At 43.2% G+C, this 26,698-nt stretch carries 19 protein-coding genes and 1 pseudogene; 12 read left to right on the top strand and 8 right to left on the bottom strand.

Annotated elements, in window-relative coordinates:
* Positions 1-856 precede the first annotated feature (856 nt).
* Entirely contained in the window at positions 857-2,566 is a 1,710-nt protein-coding gene (locus tag LBC_RS00360; RefSeq protein ID WP_221254159.1) for an RluA family pseudouridine synthase, read from the bottom strand.
* A gap of 72 nt (positions 2,567-2,638) precedes the next feature.
* On the opposite strand from LBC_RS00360, the gene LBC_RS00355 reads away from it, so the two are divergent.
* The 8 genes from LBC_RS00355 to LBC_RS00320 all read left to right on the top strand — a co-directional run bounded on the left by LBC_RS00355 (position 2,639) and on the right by LBC_RS00320 (position 13,439).
* Positions 2,639-3,526, top strand: coding sequence for an HTH domain-containing protein (locus tag LBC_RS00355; RefSeq protein WP_221254158.1), 888 nt, complete (start codon positions 2,639-2,641; stop codon positions 3,524-3,526).
* Positions 3,527-3,536: 10 nt separating this feature from the next.
* Positions 3,537-4,868: an adenylosuccinate lyase gene (gene purB / locus LBC_RS00350; protein ID WP_221254157.1), complete on the top strand. Its 1,332-nt coding sequence runs from the start codon at positions 3,537-3,539 to the stop codon at positions 4,866-4,868.
* The gene (locus LBC_RS00345; RefSeq protein WP_221254156.1) at positions 4,789-8,832 is read left to right on the top strand and encodes an N-6 DNA methylase; all 4,044 of its coding nucleotides are present in this window, start codon (positions 4,789-4,791) and stop codon (positions 8,830-8,832) included. The genes purB and LBC_RS00345 overlap by 80 nt, the downstream gene beginning before the upstream one ends.
* Before the next feature lie 45 nt (positions 8,833-8,877).
* The gene (locus tag LBC_RS00340; RefSeq protein ID WP_221254155.1) at positions 8,878-10,533 is read left to right on the top strand and encodes an aminotransferase class III-fold pyridoxal phosphate-dependent enzyme; all 1,656 of its coding nucleotides are present in this window, start codon (positions 8,878-8,880) and stop codon (positions 10,531-10,533) included.
* A gap of 60 nt (positions 10,534-10,593) precedes the next feature.
* Positions 10,594-10,893 (top strand): NAD(P)H-dependent oxidoreductase, encoded by a 300-nt coding sequence (locus LBC_RS00335; RefSeq protein ID WP_221254154.1) that lies wholly within the window; start codon positions 10,594-10,596, stop codon positions 10,891-10,893.
* Between the two features lie 10 nt (positions 10,894-10,903).
* The gene (locus LBC_RS00330) at positions 10,904-11,161 is read left to right on the top strand and encodes an NAD(P)H-dependent oxidoreductase (RefSeq protein ID WP_221254153.1); all 258 of its coding nucleotides are present in this window, start codon (positions 10,904-10,906) and stop codon (positions 11,159-11,161) included.
* 38 nt (positions 11,162-11,199) lie between these two features.
* Complete coding sequence (locus tag LBC_RS00325; RefSeq protein WP_221254152.1) at positions 11,200-11,514, top strand: co-chaperone YbbN; 315 nt, start codon at positions 11,200-11,202, stop codon at positions 11,512-11,514.
* Positions 11,515-11,612: 98 nt separating this feature from the next.
* On the top strand, positions 11,613-13,439 hold the full coding sequence (locus LBC_RS00320) for a response regulator (RefSeq protein ID WP_221254151.1): 1,827 nt from the start codon (positions 11,613-11,615) through the stop codon (positions 13,437-13,439).
* Positions 13,440-13,680: 241 nt separating this feature from the next.
* Here the strand turns inward: LBC_RS00320 and LBC_RS08975 are convergent, their stop codons facing one another.
* Positions 13,681-13,809, bottom strand: a complete 129-nt coding sequence (locus LBC_RS08975; RefSeq protein WP_260173412.1) for a hypothetical protein — start codon at positions 13,807-13,809, stop codon at positions 13,681-13,683.
* Positions 13,810-14,254: 445 nt separating this feature from the next.
* Entirely contained in the window at positions 14,255-15,133 is an 879-nt protein-coding gene (locus LBC_RS00315) for a pirin family protein (RefSeq protein ID WP_221254150.1), read from the bottom strand.
* A 247-nt stretch (positions 15,134-15,380) separates the two neighbouring features.
* On the opposite strand from LBC_RS00315, the gene LBC_RS00310 reads away from it, so the two are divergent.
* Positions 15,381-16,571 (top strand): low temperature requirement protein A, encoded by a 1,191-nt coding sequence (locus tag LBC_RS00310; protein WP_221254149.1) that lies wholly within the window; start codon positions 15,381-15,383, stop codon positions 16,569-16,571.
* A 290-nt stretch (positions 16,572-16,861) separates the two neighbouring features.
* Here the strand turns inward: LBC_RS00310 and LBC_RS09155 are convergent, their stop codons facing one another.
* Together LBC_RS09155 and LBC_RS09150 are read right to left on the bottom strand one after the other, a co-directional pair.
* Complete coding sequence (locus LBC_RS09155) at positions 16,862-17,206, bottom strand: CZB domain-containing protein (RefSeq protein ID WP_260173447.1); 345 nt, start codon at positions 17,204-17,206, stop codon at positions 16,862-16,864.
* 102 nt (positions 17,207-17,308) lie between these two features.
* A pseudogene (locus LBC_RS09150) lies at positions 17,309-17,551 on the bottom strand (methyl-accepting chemotaxis protein); the annotation flags it as partial.
* Between the two features lie 662 nt (positions 17,552-18,213).
* Between LBC_RS09150 and LBC_RS00300 the strand changes: the two are divergent.
* Positions 18,214-18,426: a hypothetical protein gene (locus LBC_RS00300; protein WP_221254147.1), complete on the top strand. Its 213-nt coding sequence runs from the start codon at positions 18,214-18,216 to the stop codon at positions 18,424-18,426.
* 19 nt (positions 18,427-18,445) lie between these two features.
* Here the strand turns inward: LBC_RS00300 and LBC_RS00295 are convergent, their stop codons facing one another.
* The 3 genes from LBC_RS00295 to LBC_RS00285 are packed head-to-tail and all read right to left on the bottom strand — an operon-like array spanning position 18,446 to position 22,336.
* On the bottom strand, positions 18,446-20,041 hold the full coding sequence (locus LBC_RS00295; protein ID WP_221254146.1) for a flagellar hook protein FlgE: 1,596 nt from the start codon (positions 20,039-20,041) through the stop codon (positions 18,446-18,448).
* A 10-nt stretch (positions 20,042-20,051) separates the two neighbouring features.
* Entirely contained in the window at positions 20,052-20,780 is a 729-nt protein-coding gene (locus tag LBC_RS00290) for a flagellar basal body rod modification protein (RefSeq protein ID WP_221254145.1), read from the bottom strand.
* A gap of 14 nt (positions 20,781-20,794) precedes the next feature.
* A complete protein-coding gene (locus LBC_RS00285; RefSeq protein WP_221254144.1) occupies positions 20,795-22,336 on the bottom strand; it encodes a flagellar hook-length control protein FliK in 1,542 nt (513 codons plus the stop codon).
* A gap of 142 nt (positions 22,337-22,478) precedes the next feature.
* Between LBC_RS00285 and typA the strand changes: the two genes are divergently transcribed.
* Positions 22,479-24,287, top strand: a complete 1,809-nt coding sequence (typA, locus tag LBC_RS00280) for a translational GTPase TypA (protein WP_221254143.1) — start codon at positions 22,479-22,481, stop codon at positions 24,285-24,287.
* 1,231 nt (positions 24,288-25,518) lie between these two features.
* A complete protein-coding gene (locus LBC_RS00275) occupies positions 25,519-26,253 on the top strand; it encodes a cyclase family protein (RefSeq protein WP_221254142.1) in 735 nt (244 codons plus the stop codon).
* Positions 26,254-26,698 lie beyond the last annotated feature (445 nt).

Here is a 26,698-nt window from a genome sequence, read left to right as displayed (position 1 = left end):
TTTTTTTCAGCAAAGACGCCGCACAAACGCCAAATATCACAACCAAAATATTTCCGCCTTAAAAACATAAGCTCGTTTGATTTAATAGGCTATTTTAAATTTAATCCCAGCACAAAAGCAAGCCAGCTCGCAAAATTTATCTGAGCAAGAGCATGCTAATCCCTAGCAATTCGTAGTGGATACGGCTCGTGCTTCAGGGGATTTTGCCGACTTTAGTTTAGCTATGGTAAGCAGGCTTAAAAATACGCTCCCATGCCACCAGCGCCCAGATATGGCGGTTTTATTAGGGCGTAATTATGAGTGCATGAGTCATGGCTGGCTAGTTAAACACGGGGGTGGCTTTGTGACGGCAGGCTTGAGCGTAAAAAAGGCTTTTGATAGTGGCTGTAGGCAAAGACTATTTTAAAAACTTAATAACAAAAAGTATGTCAGTATAAAAAAGAGCTAGCCACGGCTAGCAAGTAAAACGTGTGGGAAAAAGCTGGCCGAGTGTGCCGTGTGCGGATACCGATGATGACAAAATATCGCGGCGCGAGCGTCTTAGCAAGGCCTAGCGATAGCTGTTTCGCTCCTTTTTGCCATTATGATACCACAAATCAAAAAAATGCGACGCCAGTCTCAAAACTGCTAAAAAATACGTATGAGTAGAGAGCTGTAAGTGGCGGCAGCCGCATTTATTTTGATAGAGTGGGGGGGGGTAGCGTGGTGCATATGCTATTGAATCTATCTTGTCTAGGATTGGCTTTTTATCGTTAAGTTTTTGCCGTATTTTTTGCTCTCCGTCTTGCTTTGCTGCCAAAGCCTTTGCTAACTCGCATTTGTAAAATTTAAATTTAGCCTAACCCAAAGCCCCATTTTAACGAGCATTCAAGCGACACGACCACAACCCAAACGCAGCTCTGTAGTCATCGCTAATAAATTCATACTCACGCCCAGCGAAGCTAAATTTTATCCAGCTCGCATGCAGGCATAGCCTGTGCCAGCCAGTCGCTCTAGCCTGCTCATCGCCAGCTATCTCGCCGTCCAGTATCGCCCGAGCCGTCTCGTCACTCACGCCATAAAGCGGGTCGCCCAAGATATGATGTTTCATATGAAACATATGCACCCTGATCTGGTGCTGCCTGCCAGTGAGCGGCTCGCACTCGACCAGCGTGGCGTCCAGCTGCGGCAGATACTCCAGCACTCGCACGAGCGTGATGGCTGGCTTGCCGTCCGTTTTGACGCCCATTTTTACCTTTGCCACGCCCTCTTGACCCACAAGCTCAAGCGGTGCAGCGACGGCAAAATCAAACCCACACGCAGACCGCATTCCGCCCTTATCTAGCTCATCACGCCCAGCGACTGCGTAAATATACTGCTCGCCCTGTCCGCCTATCTCCCGCAAGAGACCACGCTCCGCAAGCCCAGACCCCCCAGCCACCGCACTCCCGTGAGCGGCTCCGTCATCGAGCGCCACATTTTGCTCGCTTTGCTTCGTATTTTGCTCGCTTAGCTGGACTTGTCGCGGTGCTTGTCGCTCCGTGCTTTGCTCGCTTGACTGAGCCGTTTTTACTTTATCGTGGCTGGTTGGATTTAGATCGCAGTTTTTGGGCGTATTTAAATTTGCCAGCCCTATTTCATCACGATTTAAATTTTCCGCCACGCTCCAGCTGACTGGCCCGTTTTTTACCGCACTAAAACTAGCCAGCTCTGCTCCACTTTGCCCTAAATCGCACGAGCTAGCCCCACTTCGCCCCAGCGAAAAGCTCCGTCCCACGTCGCACTCACTCGCCCCAGCCGAGCAAAAAGGCTCGCTTTTTAAGCTCAAGGCTTCGCTTTTGTCCAAAACACCGCAGAATCTCTCATCAAGCTCCACCATATCACGCACCAGCCCAGCACTTAAAAGCTCTGCCTTATCGACCCTGCCACGCAGTAGTGCGACGTAGCGCTTTTGCACCGCCCTAGCCTCAAACGCCCCCTTTAGCTGCTTTGCTGCAGCAGTGTTTTTTGCGACGATGATAAGCCCGCTCGTGTCCTTATCTAGCCTATGCGCCACGCAGGCACTCTCGCCCCAAAGTGCGTAAATTTCATCATACAAACTATACTCGCAGCCCCTGCCGTTTGGGTGGCTTAGCACTCCACTTGGCTTGTCAAAGACCCCAAACTCATCGCACTCAAAAATGGGCTTTAGCCCCTTTGGACGCGGCACATATCGCAGCAAAAATAGCTCGCCACTCACACGCTCGGTCTTGCTTTTTACCTGCTGCGGGGGATTTTGGCGTGGCTGGCTTTGGTGGCAATCGGACGCCAAAATGTCGCCAGAAAATGGCTCGCCACCTTTGCCGATAGCAAAAGTCGCTGGCTTTAAATTTAAACGCATTTTCAAAACCCCAGACGGCAGTTTTTGCCACTTTAGCCCAGCCGCACCGCTAGCTATCCACGCCGCTTTAGTCGCGCTAAAATCGCAAAAAAGCCTGCCCTTATCGATGAGCCTTTGGGCTAGCTTTGGACTATATCCTAGCCTGGTTAAAGCCGCCGCCGCACTCTCGCCGCCACTAAAGCCAATACTCACTCTCTCATACGCCAACTCTTATCCTTTACCTATCTTTTATGAGCCTTTTTGTATAATCATATCAAATTTATATTTAAGGAAAGCGTGATGAATGAGTGCGTGCAGGTGGCAGTTGCGACTTTGCAAACCCAAAAGCAAGCCCTAAGCCCAAATAAAATATATCACGTCGCACGAGATCTAGGACTAAGCAAAAAGCTAAATTTAAAAGGCAAAACGCCACACAGAAGCTTTTCTGCCACTATCTACACTGACTTAAAAAACAACCCAAACACTCCCTTTGAAAAGGTGCAAGATAAGCCTATTTTAATAAAGCTAAAAGGGCAGAGTCTGGCTGTCAAAGAGCCAAAACCAGCCCCAAAGCAAGGGCTAGACGCTAATGAGAGAAGCTTTCATCAGGCTTTGGTTGATTACCTTTACGCTGACGCTGATTTTAATCTGCACTGCAAGACAATCTATCACGAAAGGAGCAAAAAGGGCAAGTCAGGTAGCGATAGGTGGCTACACCCTGATATAGTAGGAGTGCGGTTTGAGTACGCTAGTCTTGATGAAAGGCTGCAAAATTTCACGAAAAAATTTTATAAAATCCCAGTGGTGCTTTACTCATTTGAGCTTAAAAAGAGTGTGAGTCTTGGCGAGCTTAGGGAGTATTATTTTCAGGCTGTTAGCAACTCCAGCTGGGCGAATGAAGGCTATCTCGTCGCTTGTGAATTTGATGAGAGCGACACGGAGCTAATGGAGCTAGCCAGCAAGCTAAATGCGAGCTTTGGCATAGGCATAATAAGCCTAGACATAGACGAGCCAGCCCAGAGCAGGGTGCTTTTTAGGGCGAAATTTAAAGATAGTATTGATCTAGTAGTGGCAAACGAGCTAAGCCGTAAAAATCCCGATTTTAAGGCATTTTTGGGGACGGTTATAGAGTTTGATCCGAGTAAAGAGCATAGATTTATGAATGAATTTGACAAAATAAGCAAATGAAGGAGAAAAAATGGTAGCAAGATATTCAAGAGACGTAATGGCGGATAAATGGAGCACTCAGGCAAAGTATGACGCGTGGCTGCGTGTGGAGCTAGCAGCGGTTAGAGCGTGGAACAAGCTAGGGCTCATCCCAGACGCAGACTGCGAGAAAATCACCAAAAACGCTAAATTTAATATCGCTCGCATTGACGAGATAGAAAAGACGACAAAGCACGATGTCATCGCGTTTTTAACAAGCGTCGCCGAAAGCCTGGGCGATGAGAGCCGCTGGGTGCATTACGGCATGACTAGCTCAGACTGCATAGACACCGCCGTGGCACTGCAGATCCGTGATAGCCTAGAGCTAATAGACGCCGACATCGACGCCCTACTAGCCGCCATAAAACGCCGTGCAAACGAGCACAAATACACCCTGATGGTCGGCCGCAGCCACGGCATACACGGCGAGCCTATCACCTTTGGGCTGGTGCTGGCTATCTGGCACGATGAGATAAAGCGTGCAAAAGCCCTGCTAAATCACGCCAAAGATGTCATCAGCGTGGGTGCGATAAGCGGCGCTATGGGTAACTTCGCCCACGCCCCGCTCGAGCTTGAGGAGCTGGTGTGTGCGGAGCTAGGCTTAAAGCCAGCCCCAGCGAGCAATCAAGTCGTGCAGCGAGACCGCTACGCACAGGTGATGAGTGCGCTTGCGGTGCTAGCGGCAAGCTGCGAGAAAATCGCCGTCGCCATACGCCACTACCAGCGGACTGAAGTGTATGAGGTGGAGGAGTATTTTAGCGCAGGGCAAAAGGGCAGCTCGGCTATGCCGCACAAGCGAAACCCAGTGCTAAGCGAAAACATCACGGGGCTTTGCCGAATGATACGCAGCTACGCCACGCCAGCTCTCGAAAACGTCGCCCTGTGGCACGAGCGAGACATCAGCCATAGCTCGGTGGAGCGGTTTATCCTGCCTGATGGCTTTGTTACGGCGGATTTTATGCTAGCGCGCCTGACTGGACTAATAGAAAATTTCATCGTCTATCCTGAAAATATGCTTAAAAATTTAAACCTAACAGGCGGGCTTGTCTTTAGCCAAAGAGTGCTTTTAGAGCTGCCGCTACGTGGTGTGAGCAGGGAGGATGCATACCGCATAGTCCAGCGTAATGCGATGAAGGTCTGGGGCGATCTAGGACAGGGTAAAGCGGCTCTAAATGAGCGTGGAGAGAGCCTGTTTTTAGAGCATTTGCTCGCCGATGATGAGCTACGCAAAAGCGTGAGCGCAGATGAAATCAAGCAGTGCTTTGAGTATGCATACTACACCAAAAACGTGGATAAAATTTATAAAAGGGTGTTTGGGGAGTAGTGGTTTTTATAACCTACCATCATTAAAAAAAGCATTTTACCATAGGGCAACAATGATTACAAAAGAGAATTTTAGGGCACTGCTTGAGCACTTAGGTTTTGTAAAAATGGGTAAAATTTATACAAAAACCATTGATAGCTACGAGTTAAAAGTTGATTTTACTAATGAAAAATTGATTTATCCAGATGGGTTAATTGCTGAACGAGATACCACAAAAAACTTTAACCAACCTGAAAATTTTGTTGTATTTGAATGTGTGCACAACTTATTACAATCAGGCTACAAGCCAGAGCATATTATTTTAGAGCAAGGAATGCCTGGTGGACATGGAATGACGGGCGGCTTTTGCGATATTATTGTGCAAGATAATGATAAGCAGCCCTATCTGCTCATTGAGTGCAAAACAGCGGATAGCAATAAAAGTAAAGAATTTTCACGTGCTTGGGCAAAAATGCAAAAAGATGGTGGGCAACTTTTTAATTATTACAATAGCTACCGCCAAGCCAAATGGCTATGCCTATACACCAGTGATTTTGCCAATGAGAAAGTAGAAATTTTATATCATTTAATTTCAATGACGGATAACTTTGAATATTTAGGCAACAACAAAAAATTATTAAGTTTTGAAAAGGTAAAAGCCGAAAATGGCTCAAAAGCAGATTATTTTAAAGTATGGAGCGAAACGTATCAGCAAGATTTTATTTCGCACAACCTATTTGAAAGCGAAGTCTTTAAAATCGGAAACCGTCCTTATAACGTGGGTGATTTAAAAATTGTCGACAATACCACGATACAGAAAAAATATCATCAATTTGCCACTATTATGCGTCAGCACAATGTCTCTGCACGTGAAAACGCCTTTGATAAATTAGTGAATTTATTCTTGTGCAAAGTGGTTGATGAAAAAGTTAATCCTGAAAACTTAAAAGTTTATTGGAAAGGGGCAGCAAGCGATAACCATTACGACTTGCAAGACCGCCTGCAACAGCTTTATCAGATTGGAATGAAAGAGTTTTTAGATGAAGAAGTTACTTACATAAGCGAAGAAACCATAAATAAAGCCTTTTATCTATTTAAAAATCAAAAAGATGAAACCAAACGCACAGTAATGGAATATTTCACGCAATTGAAATTTTACTCCAATAATCCATTTGCTTTTTTAGATGTTCATAATGAAAAACTCTTCTTTCAAAATGCTGTCATCTTGAAAGAAATCGTGCAAATGCTACAAGATATTAAACTTAAAAATGATACCGAGCAACACCAATTTTTAGGCGACTTATTTGAAGGCTTTTTAGATCAAGGAGTAAAGCAATCAGAAGGGCAATTTTTTACCCCAATGCCGATTGTGAAATTCTTAATTTCCAGTTTACCATTAAATGGGTTTTTAAAAGATGAAAAAGTTCCTAAAGTGATTGATTATGCTTGTGGTGCTGGACATTTCTTAACTGAGTATGCCACCCAAATAAAGCCCATAGTCTTAGAAAGCGGTAGAAATTTGCAGGAATTTTATCACAATATTTATGGAATTGAGAAAGAATATCGTCTTTCTAAAGTCGCCAAAGTTTCTGCTTTTATGTATGGGCAAGACGAAATGGATATTATTTATGCCGATGCTTTAGCACAAAATGAAAAAATCAAAGATGGTGCATTTTCACTATTAGTTGCCAATCCGCCTTATAGCGTAAAAGGATTTCTTGCTACTTTAAGCGATGAAGATAAAGAAAAATTTACGCTTTATCCATATGTTTCTAATGAAGAAAGTTTTAATGCAATTGAAGCTTTCTTTGTTGAGAGAGCCAAACAGCTGTTGCATTCAAACGGAATTGCTGTAATAGTGCTGCCTTCTTCTATATTAAGCAATGGTAATATATACATTAAATGTCGAGAAATTATTTTACAATATTTTGATTTAATCGCTATTGTCGAATTTGGCTCAGGCACATTTGGCAAAACAGGCACCAATACCGCAACATTATTTTTGCGCCGCAAAAGCAATACGCCAGATTTAAATGAACATTATAAAAATCGCGTAACACAATGGCAATCGGGCAATTTTGGCTTTGATGGCTTATTTGAAGATGCACATTTATTGGATGAATATTGCAAGCACTGCGGATTTGATTTAGTCCATTACCAAGAATTTTTAAAAGCAAGCTATGAAATGCCGCCTGAAATAGTGGAGTATGAGATTTTTCAAGAGTATAAAAAAGTTTTTGATAGTAGCTCAATTACTAAAGAGATATTAAAACGCAACAAACGTGATGAAGAAAAACTATTAAGAGAAGTAAACGAAGCTAAAAAACAAAAATTACAGTCCGATATTAATGAACGCATGGTTAAATTAAATAAGGCTTGCGTTACTTATATTAAAGAAATTGAATCTGATAAACTACATCATTTTATGCTGGCGAAAAATAACCCACAAGAAGTATTAATTATCAAAATGCCGTCAGGCAAGACAGAGGAAAAAGCCTTTTTAGGCTATGAATGGAGTGATGCAAAAGGCAATGAAGGGATTAAATATCTCAATACTCAATCTAATGATGACAGTGAATTAAAAAATTTACAAGGGATTAATCAGATCCAAACACCTTTATTTAATCCACGAAATTTAAATGACGAAAATAAACTCAATCATTTAATTCGCCAAAATTTTTTAGGTAATCTTAGCAGCATTCCTGAACCTTTAACTGCTTTTGCTAGTTTATTGCCTTTAACGCAAATGCTGGATTTTGAAAGAGCAGAGTTTAATAAAGCATTGCGCACCAGTGCACAGAAAAAATTGGAGATAGTGAGTAAATATCCGCTTGTGAAATTGGGGGATGTTTGTGTTTTTGTTAAAAACGGCAAGAATGTTTCTCAGATAGATGGCGATGGGAAGTATAAGGTTTCAAGAATCGAGACGATCGCTAGCGGAAAATTTGATTTAAATGCTGTTAAATATACTAAAGACGATGTTGAAAATGATAGTTTTTGGGATAAAGGGGATATAGCTTTAAGTCATATAAACAGCCCTAAACATTTAGGCAAGACAGCGTTATTTGATATTGATGAAAAGATAGTTCACGGAGTCAATGTATTAAGACTTAAAATAAATGAAAATTTAGCTAAGCCTTATTATGTTTTTACCATCTCAAAATTAGATATTTTTCATGATTCAGTCCTTAGGCTATGTAAAAAAGCTGTTCACCAAGCCAGCATTAGTATAACAGATTTAAAAACAATAAAAATCCCCATACCCCCATTAGAAATTCAACAAAAAATTATTGAAGAATGCCAAAAAATTGACGAAGAATACGAAAATAGTCGTATGAAAATTGAAGAATATAGAGCAAAAATAGCCCAAATTTTCAACGATTTAGAAATTATTGGGGGGGGGGGTAAACTCCTAAAAATTAATGAGCTATGCGTTATTAATCCATCTAAATCTGAAATTAAATCACTGGGAAATAATCTAATGGTTTCATTTGTCGAAATGGCCTCTGTAAGCAATAATGGATTTATTGAATATAAAATCGATAAGCCACTTGGCGAATTACGCAAAGGCTCATATACTTATTTTCGCGAAAACGATGTCATCATTGCCAAGATAACCCCTTGTATGGAGAATGGTAAATGTGCTTTGGTAACAGAATTAACCAATCAAATTGGTATGGGAAGTTCTGAATTTCACGTTTTTAGAGCAAATCAAGAAAAGATTTCGCCAGCATTTTTATTTTACTCTTTAAATCGTGAAGCAATTCGCCAAGAAGCTGAAAAGAATATGACAGGTTCAAGCGGACATCGTCGTGTTCCAATTTCATTTTATGAGAATCTAAAAATCCCCGTCCCCGACCTTGCTATACAAGAAAAAATCGTTAGCCAAGTGAGTGACATTGAAGCCAAAATCGCCCAGCTACAAGCGCAAATGTCGAGCATAAAAGAAAAGAAAAAAGCAGTGCTTGATAAATTTCTTTTATAAAACAATAAATAGGATAGAATTTATTTAAATTTTTAAGGAGAAATTATGCACCCACTTTCACGCTTAGACCTAGCCACATTCTTTCACCCTTGTTCGCAGATGAGCGAATACACCAAGCGTCCACCCATCATCGTAGATCACGCACAGGGCGCATACTACTACGACACAAACGGGCGTGCGATACTTGACGGCATTAGTAGCTGGTGGGTCAATAATCTCGGACACTGCTACCCCCCAATCGCCAACGCCATCAGCGACCAGAGCAAACGCCTAGCCCAGGGTATGCTAGCAGGCTTTAGCAACGAGCCAATCATCCGCCTAAGCCAAAATCTCGTGCGCATCACGCCGCCAAATTTAAAAAAGTGCTTCTACGGAGACAGCGGCTCATCAGCAGTCGAAATAGCGCTTAAACTAGCCTTTCACGCCACCGCAATAGACGACGGCTGGGCGAGTGGCACGGCTAGCGAAGCTAGCTACACGGCCAGCTTTGCCGCTGCTAAGCTAAGCCAGAAAGACGCCCACGCAGGCAAAGGGCTAGACAACGCAAACGAATGGGCAAGCCAAACAGAAGCTCAAACTAGTCATTTAAATTTAAACAATCCCAGCCAAAGCCCACAATCTAGCCACGCAAACGCCCATTCGCAAGCCCAGCCACACCCACACACCCCGCCACAAAACCAGCCCAAGCCGCTAAAAGATCTCTATCTGTGCCTTTCAAACAGCTACCACGGCGAGACGCTGGGCGCACTTAGCCTGAGCGATGTCGGCATTTACAAGTCAGTCTATACGCCCCTGCTCTTTCGTCCGCTCGTTACCCCCGCGCCAAACCGCAGCCTAGGCGTGAGCGAGGAGCAGGCAAAAGCCGAGCTGATCCGCACGCTGGGCGTCCACTCTGGACGCATAGCCGCCTTTATCGCCGAGCCGCTGCTACAGTGTGCTGGCGGGATGAATATGTACCCAGCTAGCTTTTTGGAATTTGCCGTGCGTGAGTGCCGTGCGCGCGGTATTTACGTCATCTTTGATGAGATCGCCACTGGCTTTGGACGCACGGGCAAGATGTTTGCGCTTGAGCATTTAGCTCCAGACGCCACGCCTGATATGATCTGCCTTTCAAAGGGGCTTACTGGTGGGTTTTTGCCACTTTCGGTGGTGGTGATGAGTGATGAGATTTATTATAAATTCTACGCTCCATACGGCACTGGGCGGGACTTTTTGCACTCGCACAGCTACGCTGGCAATGCCCTAGCCTGCGTCGCGGCAAACGCTGTGATTGAGAGCTTTGAGCGTGAGAGCGTGCTTGAGCGAGTGAGAGAGCTTGGCGGAGTTTTAAAGCGTGAGTGGGCTAGGCTAGAGCGGATAAAGGGCGTGCAAAACGTGCGTGTGCTGGGTATGGTGGCGGCTTTTGAGTTGGATTTAGAGCAGCTTAAATTCTGGCAAAACGGCGTTAGTTCAAATTTGAGCCAAAGCCCTGATAGCTGGGCGCCTAGTCAAACTAACACTAGCACTAACACGCCAACAAACGACGAGCCAAAGCCACGCTTTAGCATTGATTTTTTCTGGCGGTGCATAGAGCGTGGGCTGTTTTTGCGTCCGCTTGGCAATACCATCTATTTTATGCCGCCATACTGCATTAATGCAGACGAGATCACAAGCGTCGTGGGCATCATAGCCGAGATTATTGCCTTTTACGAGCGTGGTTAGGGTGGATTTTAAATTTACACTTTTAAACTAAAATATCAAAAATCAACGCAAGGATTAAATTTGAAATCGCTTATAATAAATGCTCACCCAGATTTTGCTAGCGACACTCACGCTAGCGTTGCCCTAGCCCACTATGCCAAAAGCCTGCTGCCAGATGCAGACGTACTAAATTTATACGGCGAGTATATCCCACGCATAGACGCTGACATGCTAAAAGCGTGGCAAAGCGGCGAGCAAACAGCGGCAATAAAGCGGCAAAATGAGCTTTTAGAGCAGTTTTTGGCTAGCGATGTGGTGCTAGTTTTTATGCCGCTACATAACTTTGGCGTAACGTCGGCTTTAAAGGATTATTATACATAAGCGGCGTGCCGTGGGGCTGCTGGATAATAGCAAAAAAGTAGCCTTCATCCAAGCTAGTGGCAGCGACTATACACGTGATATAAAATACGTAAATCTCGACTTTGCGCCGCATTATGTGCGCTCAATCTTTGTATTAATGGGCATAAGCGAGACTTGGGTGATTAGAGCGCAGGGGCTAAGCTTGAGAGCGACCGATAAAGCTGCTGTAATCGCAAGCGCAAAGGCTGAGATAAAGCAGGCTCTGAGCGAGTTTGGGGCGTTAGAGTAGGCGGTAAATTTAAGCAGTAAATTTAAAAAGGAGAAAAAATGAAAGAGATTGATTTTGAGCAGTTTGAGCAGGAGTTTAAAAGTGGCGTAAAGGTATTTTACTTTGGTGCGCCGTGGTGCAGGGATTGTAAATTCGCCAAGCCGATTTTAGAAGAGCTTGCTGGCAAATTCGCTGATAGAGCGAGCTTTTTTGCTATTGATGTGGATAAGGAGGAGGGCGTGCGGGACGCAATGGGCATACGCCATATTCCGACGATTTTATTCGTGCGTGATGGAGCCGAGCAGGGGCAAAGGCTAGTCGAGCCAAAAAGCCGCGAAGCGATCGAAGCTAGGCTGGCGGAGCTTTTAAAATAGACGCAGATTTGCCTCAGCCAGCAAAAATTGCTGGCTAAAATATAAAGTTTTCTAATTTTAATCCGATTTTAAGAAAATTATAAATCGGTGGTTTTATCATGCGTCTTTATTTATCAGAAAACTGGTACACAGATATTTTTAATACTCTTAACAACAAACAAAAGATCAGAAAAGACATACAAATCGATAATAATAACTCTATCCCTAAAGACGCTCTTAGCCCAAATACGACCAGCAAAAGCACCATAAGTATAAATCAACTTCCACCACAAACTCAGAAGCAACAACCAGACAAAGAAAGCCAAAAACTTTTTGAAGCTGTAGCAAAAGAAATTGTTAATATAAATCAAATTATGGTCAATAATGTCAGTTCAGAATACTCAAAAGGTCAGATACAAGCCGTTTTTATTGAAAGACCAACACTACAAAGGCATTATACTCTTTATGATGGTGATGTTTTAGATAGCGCCCATTTTGAATCAACTCACGATTCAGAATATTCTTACAGCATTAAAGAATCAACAGACTATTTTTTTAAAACTACAGATAAGTTTAAAAGCTTTTTCCATACAAGTTACCTTAATTACACCATAAACGACTACGCTCGCTCAGAATATCTACAAACAGACTTTGGAGAAGTCAAGGTCTTTTTAGATATTTTTGATAATAATGATGCCTTTAAAATGGGAGATATTACGCAAAATGTCTTACTCCTTGGCTTTGATAGCAATGGCGATGGGTTATTAAACTCTGATGATAAGCTCTTTAGCAAGCTAAAGGTAAGGGGCTATGATAAAGATGGCAATGAGAAAATTGCAAAGCTATCTGATGTGGTAAGTCAGGTAGATCTAGAGAAATTTATAAAAACAGACTATAAAGACGTATTAAAAAACTTTAAAGATAGCTATGCCAACAAATATGTCAATAGCAGAGAAATAGACGAAACTTCAGATCCATACAAGCTGTTTTTTAAAGCCGAGTATAGATATAAGCGCGTAGACGATGATGAAACAAAGAAATTCTTTGAAGCCTATGCTGATGAAGATGGATGGGTGGATCTAAAAAAGAATAGCCAAATCTTTGATAAGATTAATAACTTTGCATATGTAAAAAGCGGACTTGATGGCGAGCTTAGACTTAGTGAGTTTAACTCATTCGCCAGTCGCCACGAGCCACTTAAAGGCGAAGTAGCCTACGCACAAAATCAAACTAAAAACTTCTTAACTTTCTATAACGACTATCAAAAGGCAAAACAGGAACATCAGGAGCTGCTTAATAAAATAATGGCATCTGGAGCAAATTTACCAGAGCAAGAAGCCCAAGCCGCTCAAGCGCTGCTAAAATTTTCAGACGAGCTAGGTGGCTCTGCTAAGATGATCGCTATGCAAAATGATTTTAGAAAAAATACAGGGATTGAGTTTAGCGAGCAAAACCTAGAAAAGCTAAAGGCGATGTTTTTAAGCGATCCTAAAAAGGCAGCACAGGTTATGAATGACCTTGATAGCGTAGTGGCTATGAAGCTAAACCAAAATGGCACTATTACGCTTAAATTTGATAGTGGTAGAGAGATAATGGTAAATGAGCTATTTACTGATACTGGCAAGCTAAATACAATTGGTGGTAAGAGGGTGGGCATAAATTTAAAAGCTAAGCAGATGAGCGATGAGGAGATTAATAAGCTCGATTTTGAAAAGGTAGGCATAATCACAAATGAAAATGGCAAGGAGGAGATAACATCTCTTAAAGACCTGGGCGTAAAGGCTATTAGAAACTTTGGTGTAAAAGGCTTTATTTTGGTTCTAAATAGCGGCAAGCAGATATACGGCAAGGATCTTTTTAACATAATGTTCCTTGATGACAAGACAAACAAAAAAGAGATAAAAGAGGAGGATAGGTTTTATAAAAAAGTGGATATGTGGGCGTGAAGGGGTGCCCACATATTATAGCAATACTTTAATTATCGCTAGTAATCGGCTTTGTGGTGTGCAAAACCCCATAACCTATAAGCATAAATCCAACGAAAGCTACTGCAAGAAAAATATACTCCAACATATCAGCTCCTTTATTTTTCCATTTTCCCAATTTCTTTAATGATGATATTAATCCTTTTAATAACCAACACGAATACTATCAGCAAAACAACAAGCACAACTAAAGCAAGACCAATTAAAATATTATCATCAATTCAAACTTATTAATAGTCCAGCCAATAACAGCAGTAAAAACACCAACAACGACGCCGAGCCACACTTTAAGCATAGCCAATTTTTCTTTTGCTTCATCTAATTTTGGCATTTACGCCACTTATCTTTCTTTAAATTATACCAAATTCCCCCACCATTTACAAGGTTATTTTTCCTGCTATTATGTATTTATAAGCCTATAAGCCTTACCAGTTCCTTAGTCAAAACATTTAAAAAAACCATACCAAAACTTACAATCCAGGGCAATAAATAAATTTAAACCCAAAGCAGTAGTCTAAATAGCACAGACGCCAAAGTTTTGGGCTTTGAAAACAGCATAATCATGTAAAAACAAGACGTTGCGCACATAGCTAGCTCAAATTAAAACTTTAATTAGCCAAGACTTAGGGTCGCTCCACCAAAAAGCTACGACCCTAAGCACCCAGCCGCTGCAGCAGTCAACCACGCCAAATCCTTATGGGAATTTAACCTAGTCCTGACCAGCCTATACAGCCACAAAACCCAAACTCGCCAGCCAAAAGCAGCCTGCTCCAAAGCTACCCCTGCACGATCTCGCCAAATCGCCCAGCGCGGTAGTCCTCAATCGCCTGAGCGATCTCCTCCTCGCTATTCATCACAAATGGCCCATAGCCCACCACAGGCTCATTTAGCGGCTTGCCTGCTAGGATTAGCAGCTTTGCCTCGCTACCAAGCGCCTCTAGTCGCACTTCTCCCTCGCCGCTTTCAAAGCTTACTAATTCGGCATTAGACGCCTTAGTCTCGCCGTCATTTACGCTTACGGTACCGCTTAGTACGACGACGCTTAAAGAGTAGTCTGACTTGCTTTTAAAGCTCATTTTTCCGCCCTCATTTAAAGCCACGTCAATGACGTCCATAGGGCTAAATGTCATCGCTGCGCCCTTTGCGCCCATAAAATCCCCAGCTATGATACGAGCGCTGCCTGCGCCATTAGCTAGGCTTAAGACAGGTATACTATCTTTTGCTAGATGCTGATAGCGTGGGGGAGTGTTTTTAAATTTAGCAGGCAGATTGACCCACAGCTGCACCATCTCAAAAAGCCCGCCACGCGCACTAAATTCCTTACTATGAAACTCCTGATGCACCACTCCTGCACCAGCTGTCATCCACTGCACATCACCAGGCTTTATTACGCCACCACCACCGCTACTATCCCTGTGAGCAACCTCACCATGATAAGCTATCGTAACAGTCTCAAAACCCTTGTGCGGATGCTCGCCAACCCCTCGCAAAGCCTCTTCACGTGGCTTATAGTACTGTGGCGCTGCATAATCAAGCATTAAAAATGGATCAGTCTTAAACCTATCACTTAAGTGATGAAAGACCGAGTTTACATAAAATCCATCTCCAACCCAGTGCGGAGTGCGTGCTTTAAATACTTCTCTTACTTTTCTCATTTTTTCTCCTTTATTTTTTGTGAAATTATATTGCCAAATAGTTTCAAATTTATAAACAGCAAACAAGTGCGTCAAAACCACTAAAAATAGGGCTAAATTTTAAATTTATAAATAGCTTTATTTATAAATTGTTAAATAAAATCACAGCTTTTTGCTCCAAAAAGTAACATTTCTAAACGAGAAATTAAATTTAATCTGTCCTGATAAAATAAAAACCTTAATAAATTTAAAACAAACAGGAGTGATAATGCTGAAAAAATTACTATACCAGCGGCAAATGAGCGGTAGGGATATCGCAGAAATAGGCAGGGTTGCTACGCCGCTTGAGCTGCTTTTTGATTTAGTTTACGTAGTTGCCATAGCTTCGGCTGCGAGTGGGCTTCATCACGCCCTAGCACACCACCATATAGGCTCTGGATTGCTTAGCTATGCACTGGCGTTTTTTTGCATTTTTTGGGCGTGGATGAACTTTACCTGGTTTGCCTCGGCCTTTGATACAGATGATGTGAGCTTTAGGCTAGCAGCCATGGTGCAGATGTTTGGCTCGATTGTCTTTGCAGCTGGAGTTGAGGCGTTTTTTAAGAGTGAGCCTGATTTATCCATGGGATTTATAGGCTTTGTGATTATGCGCCTAGCACTGGCATATCAGTGGCTACGAGCCGCCACACAAGCCCCAGCGCATAGAAAAACAGCCATAGCGTATGCGGTTGGTATAATTATTATGCAAGCTTTTTGGGGAGTATTTTTACTACTTCCTCAGGAGTATTTTGCTGTGGTTATTTTACTCTGCCTTGGAGAGCTTAGCGTACCAGCAATCGCTGAAAAGTGCTTTGGCGCAACGCCGTGGCATGCACACCATATCACTGAGCGTTACGGGCTTTTGGTGATTATCGTCCTTGGCGAAGGGGTGCTTGGCTCGCTTAACTCTATCTCGGCACTTGCTAAAAGCGACATAATTGGCGCTGGGGTGGTTGGTTTTGGTGCACTTTTGATAGTATTTATGCTATGGTGGTTTTACTTTAGTGGCGCTAGCAAGGGACATTTGTATCACAAAAAGCGAAGTCTGGGACAGATATTTTTTGTCGCTTATGAGCATTATTTTATCTTTGCTGCCATGGCTAGCGTTGGGGCGGCACTTGAGATTGTAGCTGATGCGCTAAAGCCAGACTCGCACACGAGCGCACTTTATGCTATTTGCGCTCTAAGCGTTAGCGTTTGCGCCTCTTTATTCTTTAGCACAATCATGGCAATCAGCGCAAAAGCCTACAGCAATCTTAAGCTAATCGCCCTAATCTCTCCGCTTTTTGCAATGACTGGCGTGGCGATAGTGGCGGCTTTAGGCAATTTAGCAGCTGGGATATACACGGTGGCTTTGGCGCCTATTATTTCGATTGCAATTTTAAGCATAGCAGGCAATAAAGACGCAAGCCACCATTAGGCTTAATCTTTTGAAATTTAAAAAGGCTTTGGCGGCAGGCCTTGCTAGCCAAAGCTTAGAATTTATCCGCCTTTAAATTTAAGCCCTAGCTATATTAATCACATAGGTGGCTAGATAAAATAGCTAGAGCCTAAAAGCACAGGACGGCTTTTGCGAGGCTATGGCTATCCTTGCCTGCTCGCCTGTTATAACATAGCTGGCTACTAGGTAAAATGCCAACTAAGAGCAAACAGCCCCTCCCATAAAAATGCAAGAAACAGGGGGAGGAGGTAAAAAAAAAGGGGGGGGGATTATTTTTTCTTTATTGCTTCAATTCTTTCAGATAGCATTTTATCAAATAGGCTAAATAGCTTCATACTCTCACCCTCAGCCACTTCAAATTTTTTGATAGCACCATTTACATACTCTTGGCTAAAACTTTCACTAGCGCCAGTTAGTACGCCGTTTATGATAGTGTGTACGGCTGAATGTGGAGCGTCAATTTGCTTAAAGGTATGAGTAGCACCAAAAGCCTCCTTGCCAGTGCTTGCTAGCCATTTGCCTAAGCGACAATTAAAGTGATCGCTTAGTGGAGTGAAATCCTGATTTAATAGCTTTGAGTAGCCAGTTTGCTTAAAGACTATATGATCTATCATAGCAAGCGTGCAAAAGACTTCAAATTTCATCGCATCAGACTGCGCGCCTATATTTGTGCTTCTATTTTGGATTGATTTAAATTTATTCACAAACTCCAAAATATGCTCGCTTGACTCATTTGAGAGGTTATTTACAGTCTCACTTCCTTCTAGCATATCATTTGCGTTTTGGCGTAGGACATTTATGTTTACCTCCACCTCGCTAGTTGCTTTTTGAGTGCGCTCTGCTAGCTTTCGTACCTCATCGGCAACCACGGCAAATCCTCTGCCATGCTCGCCTGCTCTAGCGGCTTCGATGGCTGCATTTAGGGCTAGGAGATTTGTTTGGTCTGAGATGTCTTTTATTAAATTTATTATGTTTGTAATCTCATCAACGCTCTTATAAAGGTGCTGCGCCACATCAGCAGAGCGAGATGCGCTTTGCTGGATTTGAGATAGACTATTACTCACCTCTGCTGTGGTGCCGCTTAGACTGCCGACTTCTGCTATGTTTTGCTCGCTTAGTTCATGAATGGCCTTTGCGCCCTCTAAATTATGCTCTATCTTTTCTTGCACACTACGTATGCTTAAAGTAGTATTTTTTAACATTACCACTCCAAGCTCTGATGTGTCTATGTGCGAATTATCGAATTTTTTATCATCAAGCACATACCTTAATTGCTCATTTTCTGCCCTAAGCTGGCTAATCTGCTCCAAAAGCTCGCTGTTTTCGGCTTTTAAAGCAGCGATTTCATTTTTTAAATTTGAGCCAAACATAGCTATCTCCTGTATATTTTAGTGTGAATTTAGGCATTATACCACCTAAGTTTTAAAAGTATATAAAAAAATAACAAAAACATAATATTACTTTTATAGCCATTTATAAGCCGTTAGTGTGCTTATAAATATAATTTATTTTTTAAATTTAATAATACTTTAAAATATCATTCAAGGCTAAAGCTAACACACAAATCAATAACCCCAGCACAAAATGCACGCGAGCTACACACGAGGTCTTTATCGCGGCTATGTTTATAGCTTTAACTAGAAGCTTAGGGGAGGTTGGCGTCTCATTAATGCTAGGCGGAGACATACTGGGGCGAACAGACACCCTAAGCCTAGCCGTTTATAACGCCGTATTAGACGGCGAAAACGACAAAGCATGGGTGCTTTGCACTCTGCTAACTGGCATAAGCTTGCTACTTTTTAGCCTAGGCGCAATTATAGCCAAAAGGGGCTAGCCACCCCATTTTCACGAGATTATCTTTTCATCTGTATGGTGGTTTGGAGTATCTCATCGCTTGTTGTAATGCTTTTTGAGCTTGCGGTGTAGGCTTTTTGGGTGGCTATTACCTCTGTTAGTGCGGTGGCTAGGCTTACATTACTCATCTCAAGCTTGTTTGAAGCAATTGTCGCGCCATAAATTATCTCTCCGCTACTATCGCGCCAAAACTCAGCCTGCCCTGAATTTGGCGTTTGCGTGTAGATATTTGCGCCCATTTTCATAAGCCCTTGCTCGTTTTGAAAGTGATAAAGCGCAAGCCTAGCCATAGGTATCATCGTGCCATTATCAAACATCGCATATATTGTACCTGTGTCGTTTGCGTAGTAGCGTTCTAGCGTGCCGTCTCTAAAGCCGTCTGCTTTTGAGCTTAGGGTCTTTTCACCATTTGCAGCGCTTGTTATACCATTATAGCTGCCATCATTGCTCGTGCTATTTAAATTTACACTCACTCCGCCCACGCTAAAGCTTCCACCCTCTGCTATGATGCCATGTCCATCAAAGACTACATCTGATTCATTGCTGGCTAGCTCTACGCCGTTTTTGTCCGTTATGGTAGCGTTTAAATGCCATGTGGTGCTGTCCTTTTCCTGCGGAAGGGCTTTGGTAAATTTCATAGTAAGAGTGTTAATACTGCCGTCTGTGCCCACTACCGTAGCGCTTACTTTTTGCACGTTTGCGATCTCCTGTTCGCCAAATAGCGACGCCTCTACGCTTAAGCTTTCAGGATCAAGCCAATCAAGCGCATAGCCATTTATCTCAAAGCTGCCGTCTGCACCCAGTACAGCTGTGGTCTGGCTCTCTTTGCCTGAGCCGTCTTTTAGCACGACTGAGACGTTATCGCCCTTTTTTGGATTTGGCGTGGTAGGGGACGGCACGACTGTGCCCTTTATGCTTATTGTGCTTTTATCATCGCTTAGCTCATAAGTGTAGGCCGCTGGGTCTATCACTGAGCTTACTGGCTCGATTTGGCGGCTTGCGTCAAGGTTTCCGATGACTTTTACCTGTGTGGTTGGCTTTGCATTTTGATAAAGATACTGAGGCAATTTAATATCGCTTATAGTCCCTTCTAGGCTAAGCGGCTCATCAGTCTCAGCTACGCTATAAGCCTCGCTCACACCCTGCCCTAGTCTAGCCTTTGCCTCCTCGCTTAAAGACGCCTGAGTTAGAGTATTCATCACGCCTTGGACATACCTGCCATGAGTGTCTACTAGCATATCATTTACATCTTTGCTAAATGCCCCAGCCCTAGTATAAAACACCCCAGCGTCACCATCTCTGACGCCAAAAAATCCCTTGCCCTCAATCGCAAAATCAAGATTATTATCGGTATTTTGAAATGAACCCATGCTCATATCTAGCGCTGTTGTCTGCTTTGTCGCACCTAGCCCCACCTCCTCTGGCACTGGACTCATCGACCCAAGGGCTAAAGACTGGTAAAATATGCTTTTATACTCAGGCGTTGAGGATTTAAAGCCGACGTTGTTTATGTTTGAGATATTATTCGCCCATACGTCCATGCCAAAGCTTTGCGTCTTTATTCCGCTTACACCGTTATAAAAAGATCTTACCATTTTTTATCCTTTAGCCTTGAAAAAACTCTGCTATACTATCTATATCTACGTATTCTCCAGCCACTTTAACCTTTGCTTTGCCATCTACAAATTTAACACTCTCAACTGGATAGTTGCCGTATTCTGTGGTAAGCTGCGAGTTTAGCTGACTTAGATAAGTCGCTTTGACCTTATAATTGCCTGGCTCGATTGCGTTATTTTTATCGTCAAGTCCGTTAAAGTCTATCTTTTCAACGCCAACCATTCCCTCTTTTAGCTCTATTGTGCGTAGCACTTTGCCTGAGCCGTCGCTTATTTCGACCTTGCCCTGCTTTACTGGCTCATAGAAAAATAGTGGAATTTGATAATTCTCCCCAGCAGTGTCTATTTTTATCTCGTTTGTGCCACGGCTTGCCATTTTGCCTAGGGCTGCGACGGCAAACATATTTGCGCTAGATTTTAGCTGGCTGGCTAGCTCTTTCATCGTGGAGTTTGTATTTTCTTGCATCTCAAGCGCAGCAAGCTGGCTAGTCTGCGTTAGCATTTTTTCTGTATCCATGGGGGCTGTTGGGTCTTGATACTGAAGCTCAGTTAAAAGTAGCTTCATAAAAGCGTCCTTATCGAGCTGTCCGTTAGGATTTGCTCCCGTACCAGCTGCTTGAGCTAACTTTTTGGCCTCTTTGGTCGCCTTTTGCTTTTCTTCGGTAAATTGCGTGTAATTTAGTGCGCTTGTTGAGTTTATCGCATCTGTAGTTGCCATTTTATTCCTTTAAATTATATATATTTTGGCAGGATTAGTTCTAGGCTTATTTGCTCATCTTGCTCTAGCTCATCACTCTCGCCAAAAAAGCTCCTGCCCTTTGGGGCTTGACCGCCTTGCTGATTTTGTCTTTGATTTTGGTCGCTAAAATTCATTGAAAGCTCGGTAAAACCCATATTCACAAGGCTGTTTTTAAACTCCGCTTGATTTGCTATGAATAAATTCATCGCCTGAGTATTTGAGGTGAAATTTATATGTAAGTTATTCCCCCTTGTAGTCATCACGACTTCAACTTCGCCTAAATTTAGTGGATTTAAGGTCATACTTACTTTTGTTACAGGGGCTTTATAATTTGCCACCTGCTCGGCTAGACTTGAGCTAAAATTCCCTAGCGTCTCTTTAACTGCCACACGATTATGTAGCTGCATTTTAGCCTCTGCGACTATATTTTTAGCCATTGTATTTGGGGTTATATCACCCTTTGGCTCATCGCTAGCGCCTAAAAGCTCAAAGCTATCGTTTAGCGCGCCACTTTGTACTGTGGCTCCTGTGGCTTTGCTAGCTTGAGCAGCGGACTTTTCAGGAAAGATTAGATCCCTTAGCGTAGGTGCTTTCTCGGCATTTTGGCTATTTTGACTAGATGTGCTAAGCTCACTTTTAGGCTCATCTTTTAATATTTTCTGGCTTTCTGGCTTTAAATTTACGCTTTTTTGCTCCTTTGGCAGGGCTTCACTAAGCAGGCTAGCTAGGCTTGCACTTTTATCATCTTTGCCCTGTTTTAGGCTCTCATCGACCTTTGTTTTTGCCAAAAACTCCCCTGAGCTTATCACAGCTTGCTCAGAAGTTTTAAAAAAATCCTTAGCCGCTAGATTTGGGAATTTTTCATTTAAAGCCTGCTCTATTTCGCTTGTGATTTTTATATCTTTTAACTCTAAATCAAACTTTTGCGCCAGCTTTATCACATCAGACACGCTCTTTGCTTCGCTTAATTCTGCGGCATTTTCAGGCACAGATAAAAGCGCAGCTAGCTTTTCACCAAGCTTTGGAAAAAGTCCGCCCTGAAGCTCTTTTGGCGCATTTATCGCATCAAGCACAGCTAAAAGCTGCATTAAATTCGCATCATCAAGCATCGTAGCAGCCCCTTCTTTTGTGATACTCTCCTCAAGGCGAGTTATGGCTTTATCACTTGCTAACTTTGCTTCATTAGCCTTTTGCGAAGGTTCAAATTTAGTGCTATTTTCTTGCGTTTTTTCGGTAGGCTCGCTCTGCTTTGTTTGATTGGAGCTTTGCGATTTATCGGATCTATTTTCACTTGCAGATTTGTTTGTATTAGCGGTATTTGGGCTATTATTTTCGTTTTTTGTGGACGAATTTTGACTTTGTTTTTCGCTTGATTTTGGCTGTGAGCTAGCCCTGTTTGCCGCCTCTTTTGGCGTGGCTTCTTTAATGTATGATAAAAACTCACTACTATCGCCAGTGCTTGCCTTGCTTACCTTTGTCCTACCCTTATTTTGGGGGCTTGCTATCTCTAAAAGAGCATTTGCATTAGCCTGCATACCTTATCCTTTTATCTACTTTTAGCCCTGTAAAAGCAAAAGCCGTTCCAAATTTAACAAATCAAAACTAAAATATCTAATTACCATAAATTTAAACATTTTTCGCTATAATCGGCGGTTATTTAAATTTATGGAGCAGACTTTGGAGAAAATCAGAAATATCGCCGTCATCGCCCACGTCGATCACGGCAAAACCACCCTTGTAGATGAGCTTTTAAAACAATCAGGCACCTTTAGCGAGCACCAGCAAGTAGCCGAGCGAGTAATGGACAGCAACGACATCGAAAAAGAGCGAGGCATTACTATCCTTTCAAAAAACACAGCCATTCGCTATGGCGATACAAAAATCAACATCATAGACACCCCAGGACACGCCGATTTTGGCGGTGAAGTCGAGCGCGTGCTAAAGATGGTCGATGGCGTGCTACTGCTAGTCGACGCTCAAGAAGGCGTAATGCCACAGACTAAATTCGTCGTCAAAAAAGCCCTAAGCCTGGGGCTAAAACCTATCGTCGTCGTAAATAAAATCGACAAGCCAGCCGCCGAGCCTGATAGGGTGATAAATGAGATCTTTGACCTTTTTGTCGCACTTGACGCAAACGACGAGCAGCTCGAGTTTCCAGTCGTGTACGCAGCGGCTAAAAACGGCTATGCTAAGCACAATCTAAGTGACGCCAATGAGAATATGAAGCCGCTTTTTGAGACGATTTTAGCCCACGTCCCAGCTCCAAGCGGCAGTGATGAAAACCCACTACAGCTGCAGGTTTTTACGCTTGATTACGATAACTACGTCGGTAAAATCGGTATCGCACGAATTTTTAACGGCAAAATTTCAAAAAACCAAAGCGTAACTCTAGCCAAAGCAGACGGGACAAAAACCAACGGACGCATTAGCAAGCTAATCGGCTTTATGGGGCTTGAGCGGCAGGACATAAACGAAGCTGGCACAGGCGATATTGTGGCGATCGCTGGCTTTGAGGCGCTTGACGTGGGTGATAGCGTCGTAGACCCTGCTAATCCTATGCCGCTTGATCCGCTCCACATAGAAGAGCCGACCCTAAGCGTCGTCTTTAGTGTCAATGACGGCCCGCTTGCTGGCACTGAGGGCAAGCACGTAACGAGCAACAAAATAGACGAGCGTCTGCAAAATGAGATGAAAACCAACATCGCAATGAAGTACGAAAACATCGGCGAGGGCAAATTTAAAGTAAGCGGACGTGGGGAGCTGCAGATCACCATACTAGCGGAGAATATGCGTCGCGAGGGCTATGAGTTCTTGCTCGGTCGCCCTGAAGTCATCATCAAAGAGATCGACGGCGTAAAATGCGAGCCTTTTGAGCTGCTCGTCATCGACGCACCAGATGATAGCACAGGCACCGTGATAGAAAAGCTAGGTAAGCGAAAGGCGGAGATGATGTCGATGAACCCAACGGGTGATGGACAGACGAGAATGGAGTTTGAAATCCCTGCACGTGGGCTTATTGGCTTTCGCAGCCAGTTTCTAACCGACACCAAAGGCGAGGGCGTGATGAATCACAGCTTTTTGGAGTTTCGCCCGCTTAGCGGACACGTCGAGCACCGCACAAACGGCTCGCTAGTAAGCATGGAAAACGGCGTGGCGCTTGCTTATTCGCTCTTTAACCTGCAAGATCGTGGCGTGCTATTTATCGACCCGCAGACCAAAGTCTATGTAGGTATGATAATAGGCGAGCACAGCCGTCCAAACGACCTAGACGTAAATCCTATCAAAGGCAAAAACCTAACCAACGTCCGTGCTAGCGGCAGTGACGACGCTATTAAGCTAGTCCCGCCACGCAAGCTAAGCCTAGAGCGAGCGCTAGAGTGGATAGAAGATGACGAGCTAGTCGAAGTAACGCCAGCAAATATCCGAGTGCGAAAACGCTACCTAGACCCAACAATGCGAAAACGAATGGCTAAAAAGGACGCCTAAAACGACCTTTGGGGGGGGCTAAATTTAACCAAAGATAGCCCCCCAAACCCCCACTAAATACTACCCCCCCCCAAGAGCCTACAGGCAACCAAGCATAAGCAAATGGGTGCATATAAACAGGTATCTTAACACCAAACCTTAGCACCAAGTGGCGCAAAAGCGTGGGCTTTGTTAAGTATCGCCCCCCACCAAAAAAAGGTGCATTACATAAATAGAGCAAACGCCATATTTTCAGGGCTGCTAAATTTGCTTGATTACCCTGCTAAAAGCTAAAGATGAATATAATGGCTAGTATGCGAAAGTATGGCGTGAGTGATATTGGCCCACTCCAAAGGCTTGCCACGCTCAAAGACTTTTACTCTCTTGGCTAGCTTAAGCGGTGCTAGCTGGCAGTGGTCTAATTTTATCTTGGCTATGCTGGCTTTAAATATCTTTTGGATTTTAATAGCCCTGATTTTAGCGGTTTGTAGCTGGCTCTATCGCTAGCCAAAATGGGGGTGCGACTAGGGGCGTGGGCTAAATTTAAGGCGTAATATAAGCGTGGCTTGGATAAATTTGCTTTATGGCGACTTGGATTTGGCTTCATATGGCCAGCAAAACAGCGCTGGGGCTAAAACTCAACCCTACAAATCAATCCCCCTTGGCTAAAATAATATAAAAGCCCTTTTAAACAATACTATTGCTTTGCGAAATTCTAAACACGATAAGTGCGTTTGCAAAGCCTTAGCTTCTTTAGCAAAACAAGGCGTAGCCGCAGTTTCTTTAAAACAAGCGAAGCGAAGTTTCTGTGAAAACAAGGCGTAGCCGCAGTTTCTTTAAAACAAGGTGTAACCGCAGTTTCTGCGAAAACAAGACGTAGTCGCAGTTTCTAGGCAAACGCAATGAGCTAAATAGCAGGAGCGTATGCAAGCCACAAAGTGGCTTAGCAGGGTAGCTACTTGCCCTGCCTGCATAGAGCAAGTAGGCAAACATACCGAGCCACATAAGGCAGTGGCACTTGGCTTTTTGGCTTAAAATTTGCAAACAATACCACTGCTTAAAGAGCCTATAAATTTAAAAACTCACAAGCCACCAAAGATAAATGCTGCGGCGGCTAAGGCAGACTACCCCCACTTTTTTTTACAAAAATAAGCAAAAATTGCGCAAAATGATAAAAAATTATCCATATAAGTAAAAAATTATTAAGTAAAGTGCGGCTATAATAAACAAAATCACAACAAAAGGAGCAAATATGGGCGAAATTTCACAAGCCATAAGGCTATTAAAAAGCAAAAAATTCATCGACCTAACCCACGGCGTAACCCCAGACATTCCACGCTTTGGCGCATTCCCCAGCCTAAAAAGCGAGACACTTTACTCCGTTAAAAACGACGGCTTTTTTGTCAATCTCGCCACATTCGTAACCCAATACGGCACGCACATCGACGCGCCCTGCCACTTTAGCGAGGGCAAGCGCAGCCTAGAGCAGATTGAAGTTAGGGATTTTATCCTGCCACTTTACGTCATCGACCGCAGCGCAGACGTGGCGCAAAATCCTGATTTTATCCTAAAAAAGGAGCATATTTTGGAATTTGAAGCCGAGCACGGACGCATTGAGCCAGATAGCTTTGTGGCCTTTGCTAGCGGCTGGAGCGAGCGCTGGGGCAGTCAGGAGGCGATGAGTAACAAGGACGAAAACGGAGTGAGCCACACGCCTGGCTGGAGCGTGGAGGCGATTGAGTTTTTGCTGCGCGAGCGTGGTATTACGGCGATCGGACACGAAACGCTAGACACCGACGCTGGCATAGATGTAGCAAAAAACAAGCACCTTTTAAGCGAGCTATTTTTGCTCGAAAATGACCACTTTCAAGTCGAGCTTTTAAAGGGGCTTGTGGGGCTGCCTGCCGTGGGTGGGGCAATAATGATAGGCGTGCCAAAATTTGTCGGCTACCCTGGCTTTCCTGTTAGAGCTGTGGCGATATATTAAAAACTGTAAGGGGTTGAGTTACCCCTTAGAAAAATTTAAATTTATAATTTATCACCCAGACCACTGATACTTTGGATTTATTTTTATAAGAGAAGCCTGGAAGTTTAATATTAAATTTTAGCTCTTTTAATAATAGTTTAACACCAGTGGTTTTAGGCATCGCAAAGTTTAGCAAGCCCAATTCTTAGCTTATCTTTGAAATTTGTAAAGAAATATAGTATTGTTTAAAAGAACCAAAATTTATTTTGTCTTAGCAGGAGATATTAAAAATTTAAATTTTATTATAAACAAAGGCTCTGCGGCGATAAATACCTTCATGGAACGCACCAAATCTACTATGAGTGAGTATACAACCCTGCTATGTAATAAATGAAGCACTAATAAAAAAGCAGAAAGACATTTGATAAATTTAAAGCTAAACTTAAGCCGAAAACCCCACTACGAT

The organism is Campylobacter sp. 19-13652, assembly GCF_019702925.1.
GTDB lineage: Bacteria > Campylobacterota > Campylobacteria > Campylobacterales > Campylobacteraceae > Campylobacter_A.
Note: the sequence above shows the minus strand (reverse complement) of the source record. Positions and strands in the feature narration are given on the sequence as shown.

Bases quoted from the DNA above. Each gene is read 5' to 3' on its own strand.
- LBC_RS00355 (WP_221254158.1), top strand. From the start codon at position 2,639: ATGAATGAGTGCGTGCAGGTGGCAGTTGCGACTTTGCAAACCCAAAAG.
- LBC_RS08975 (WP_260173412.1), bottom strand. From the start codon at position 13,809: ATGCCAAAATTAGATGAAGCAAAAGAAAAATTGGCTATGCTTAAAGTG.
- purB (WP_221254157.1), top strand. From the start codon at position 3,537: ATGGTAGCAAGATATTCAAGAGACGTAATGGCGGATAAATGGAGCACT.
- LBC_RS00310 (WP_221254149.1), top strand. From the start codon at position 15,381: ATGCTGAAAAAATTACTATACCAGCGGCAAATGAGCGGTAGGGATATC.
- LBC_RS00320 (WP_221254151.1), top strand. From the start codon at position 11,613: ATGCGTCTTTATTTATCAGAAAACTGGTACACAGATATTTTTAATACT.
- LBC_RS00315 (WP_221254150.1), bottom strand. From the start codon at position 15,133: ATGAGAAAAGTAAGAGAAGTATTTAAAGCACGCACTCCGCACTGGGTT.
- LBC_RS09155 (WP_260173447.1), bottom strand. From the start codon at position 17,206: ATGATAGATCATATAGTCTTTAAGCAAACTGGCTACTCAAAGCTATTA.
- LBC_RS00325 (WP_221254152.1), top strand. From the start codon at position 11,200: ATGAAAGAGATTGATTTTGAGCAGTTTGAGCAGGAGTTTAAAAGTGGC.
- LBC_RS00295 (WP_221254146.1), bottom strand. From the start codon at position 20,041: ATGGTAAGATCTTTTTATAACGGTGTAAGCGGAATAAAGACGCAAAGC.
- LBC_RS00300 (WP_221254147.1), top strand. From the start codon at position 18,214: ATGTTTATAGCTTTAACTAGAAGCTTAGGGGAGGTTGGCGTCTCATTA.
- LBC_RS00285 (WP_221254144.1), bottom strand. From the start codon at position 22,336: ATGCAGGCTAATGCAAATGCTCTTTTAGAGATAGCAAGCCCCCAAAAT.
- LBC_RS00290 (WP_221254145.1), bottom strand. From the start codon at position 20,780: ATGGCAACTACAGATGCGATAAACTCAACAAGCGCACTAAATTACACG.
- LBC_RS00275 (WP_221254142.1), top strand. From the start codon at position 25,519: ATGGGCGAAATTTCACAAGCCATAAGGCTATTAAAAAGCAAAAAATTC.
- LBC_RS00340 (WP_221254155.1), top strand. From the start codon at position 8,878: ATGCACCCACTTTCACGCTTAGACCTAGCCACATTCTTTCACCCTTGT.
- LBC_RS00345 (WP_221254156.1), top strand. From the start codon at position 4,789: ATGAAATCAAGCAGTGCTTTGAGTATGCATACTACACCAAAAACGTGG.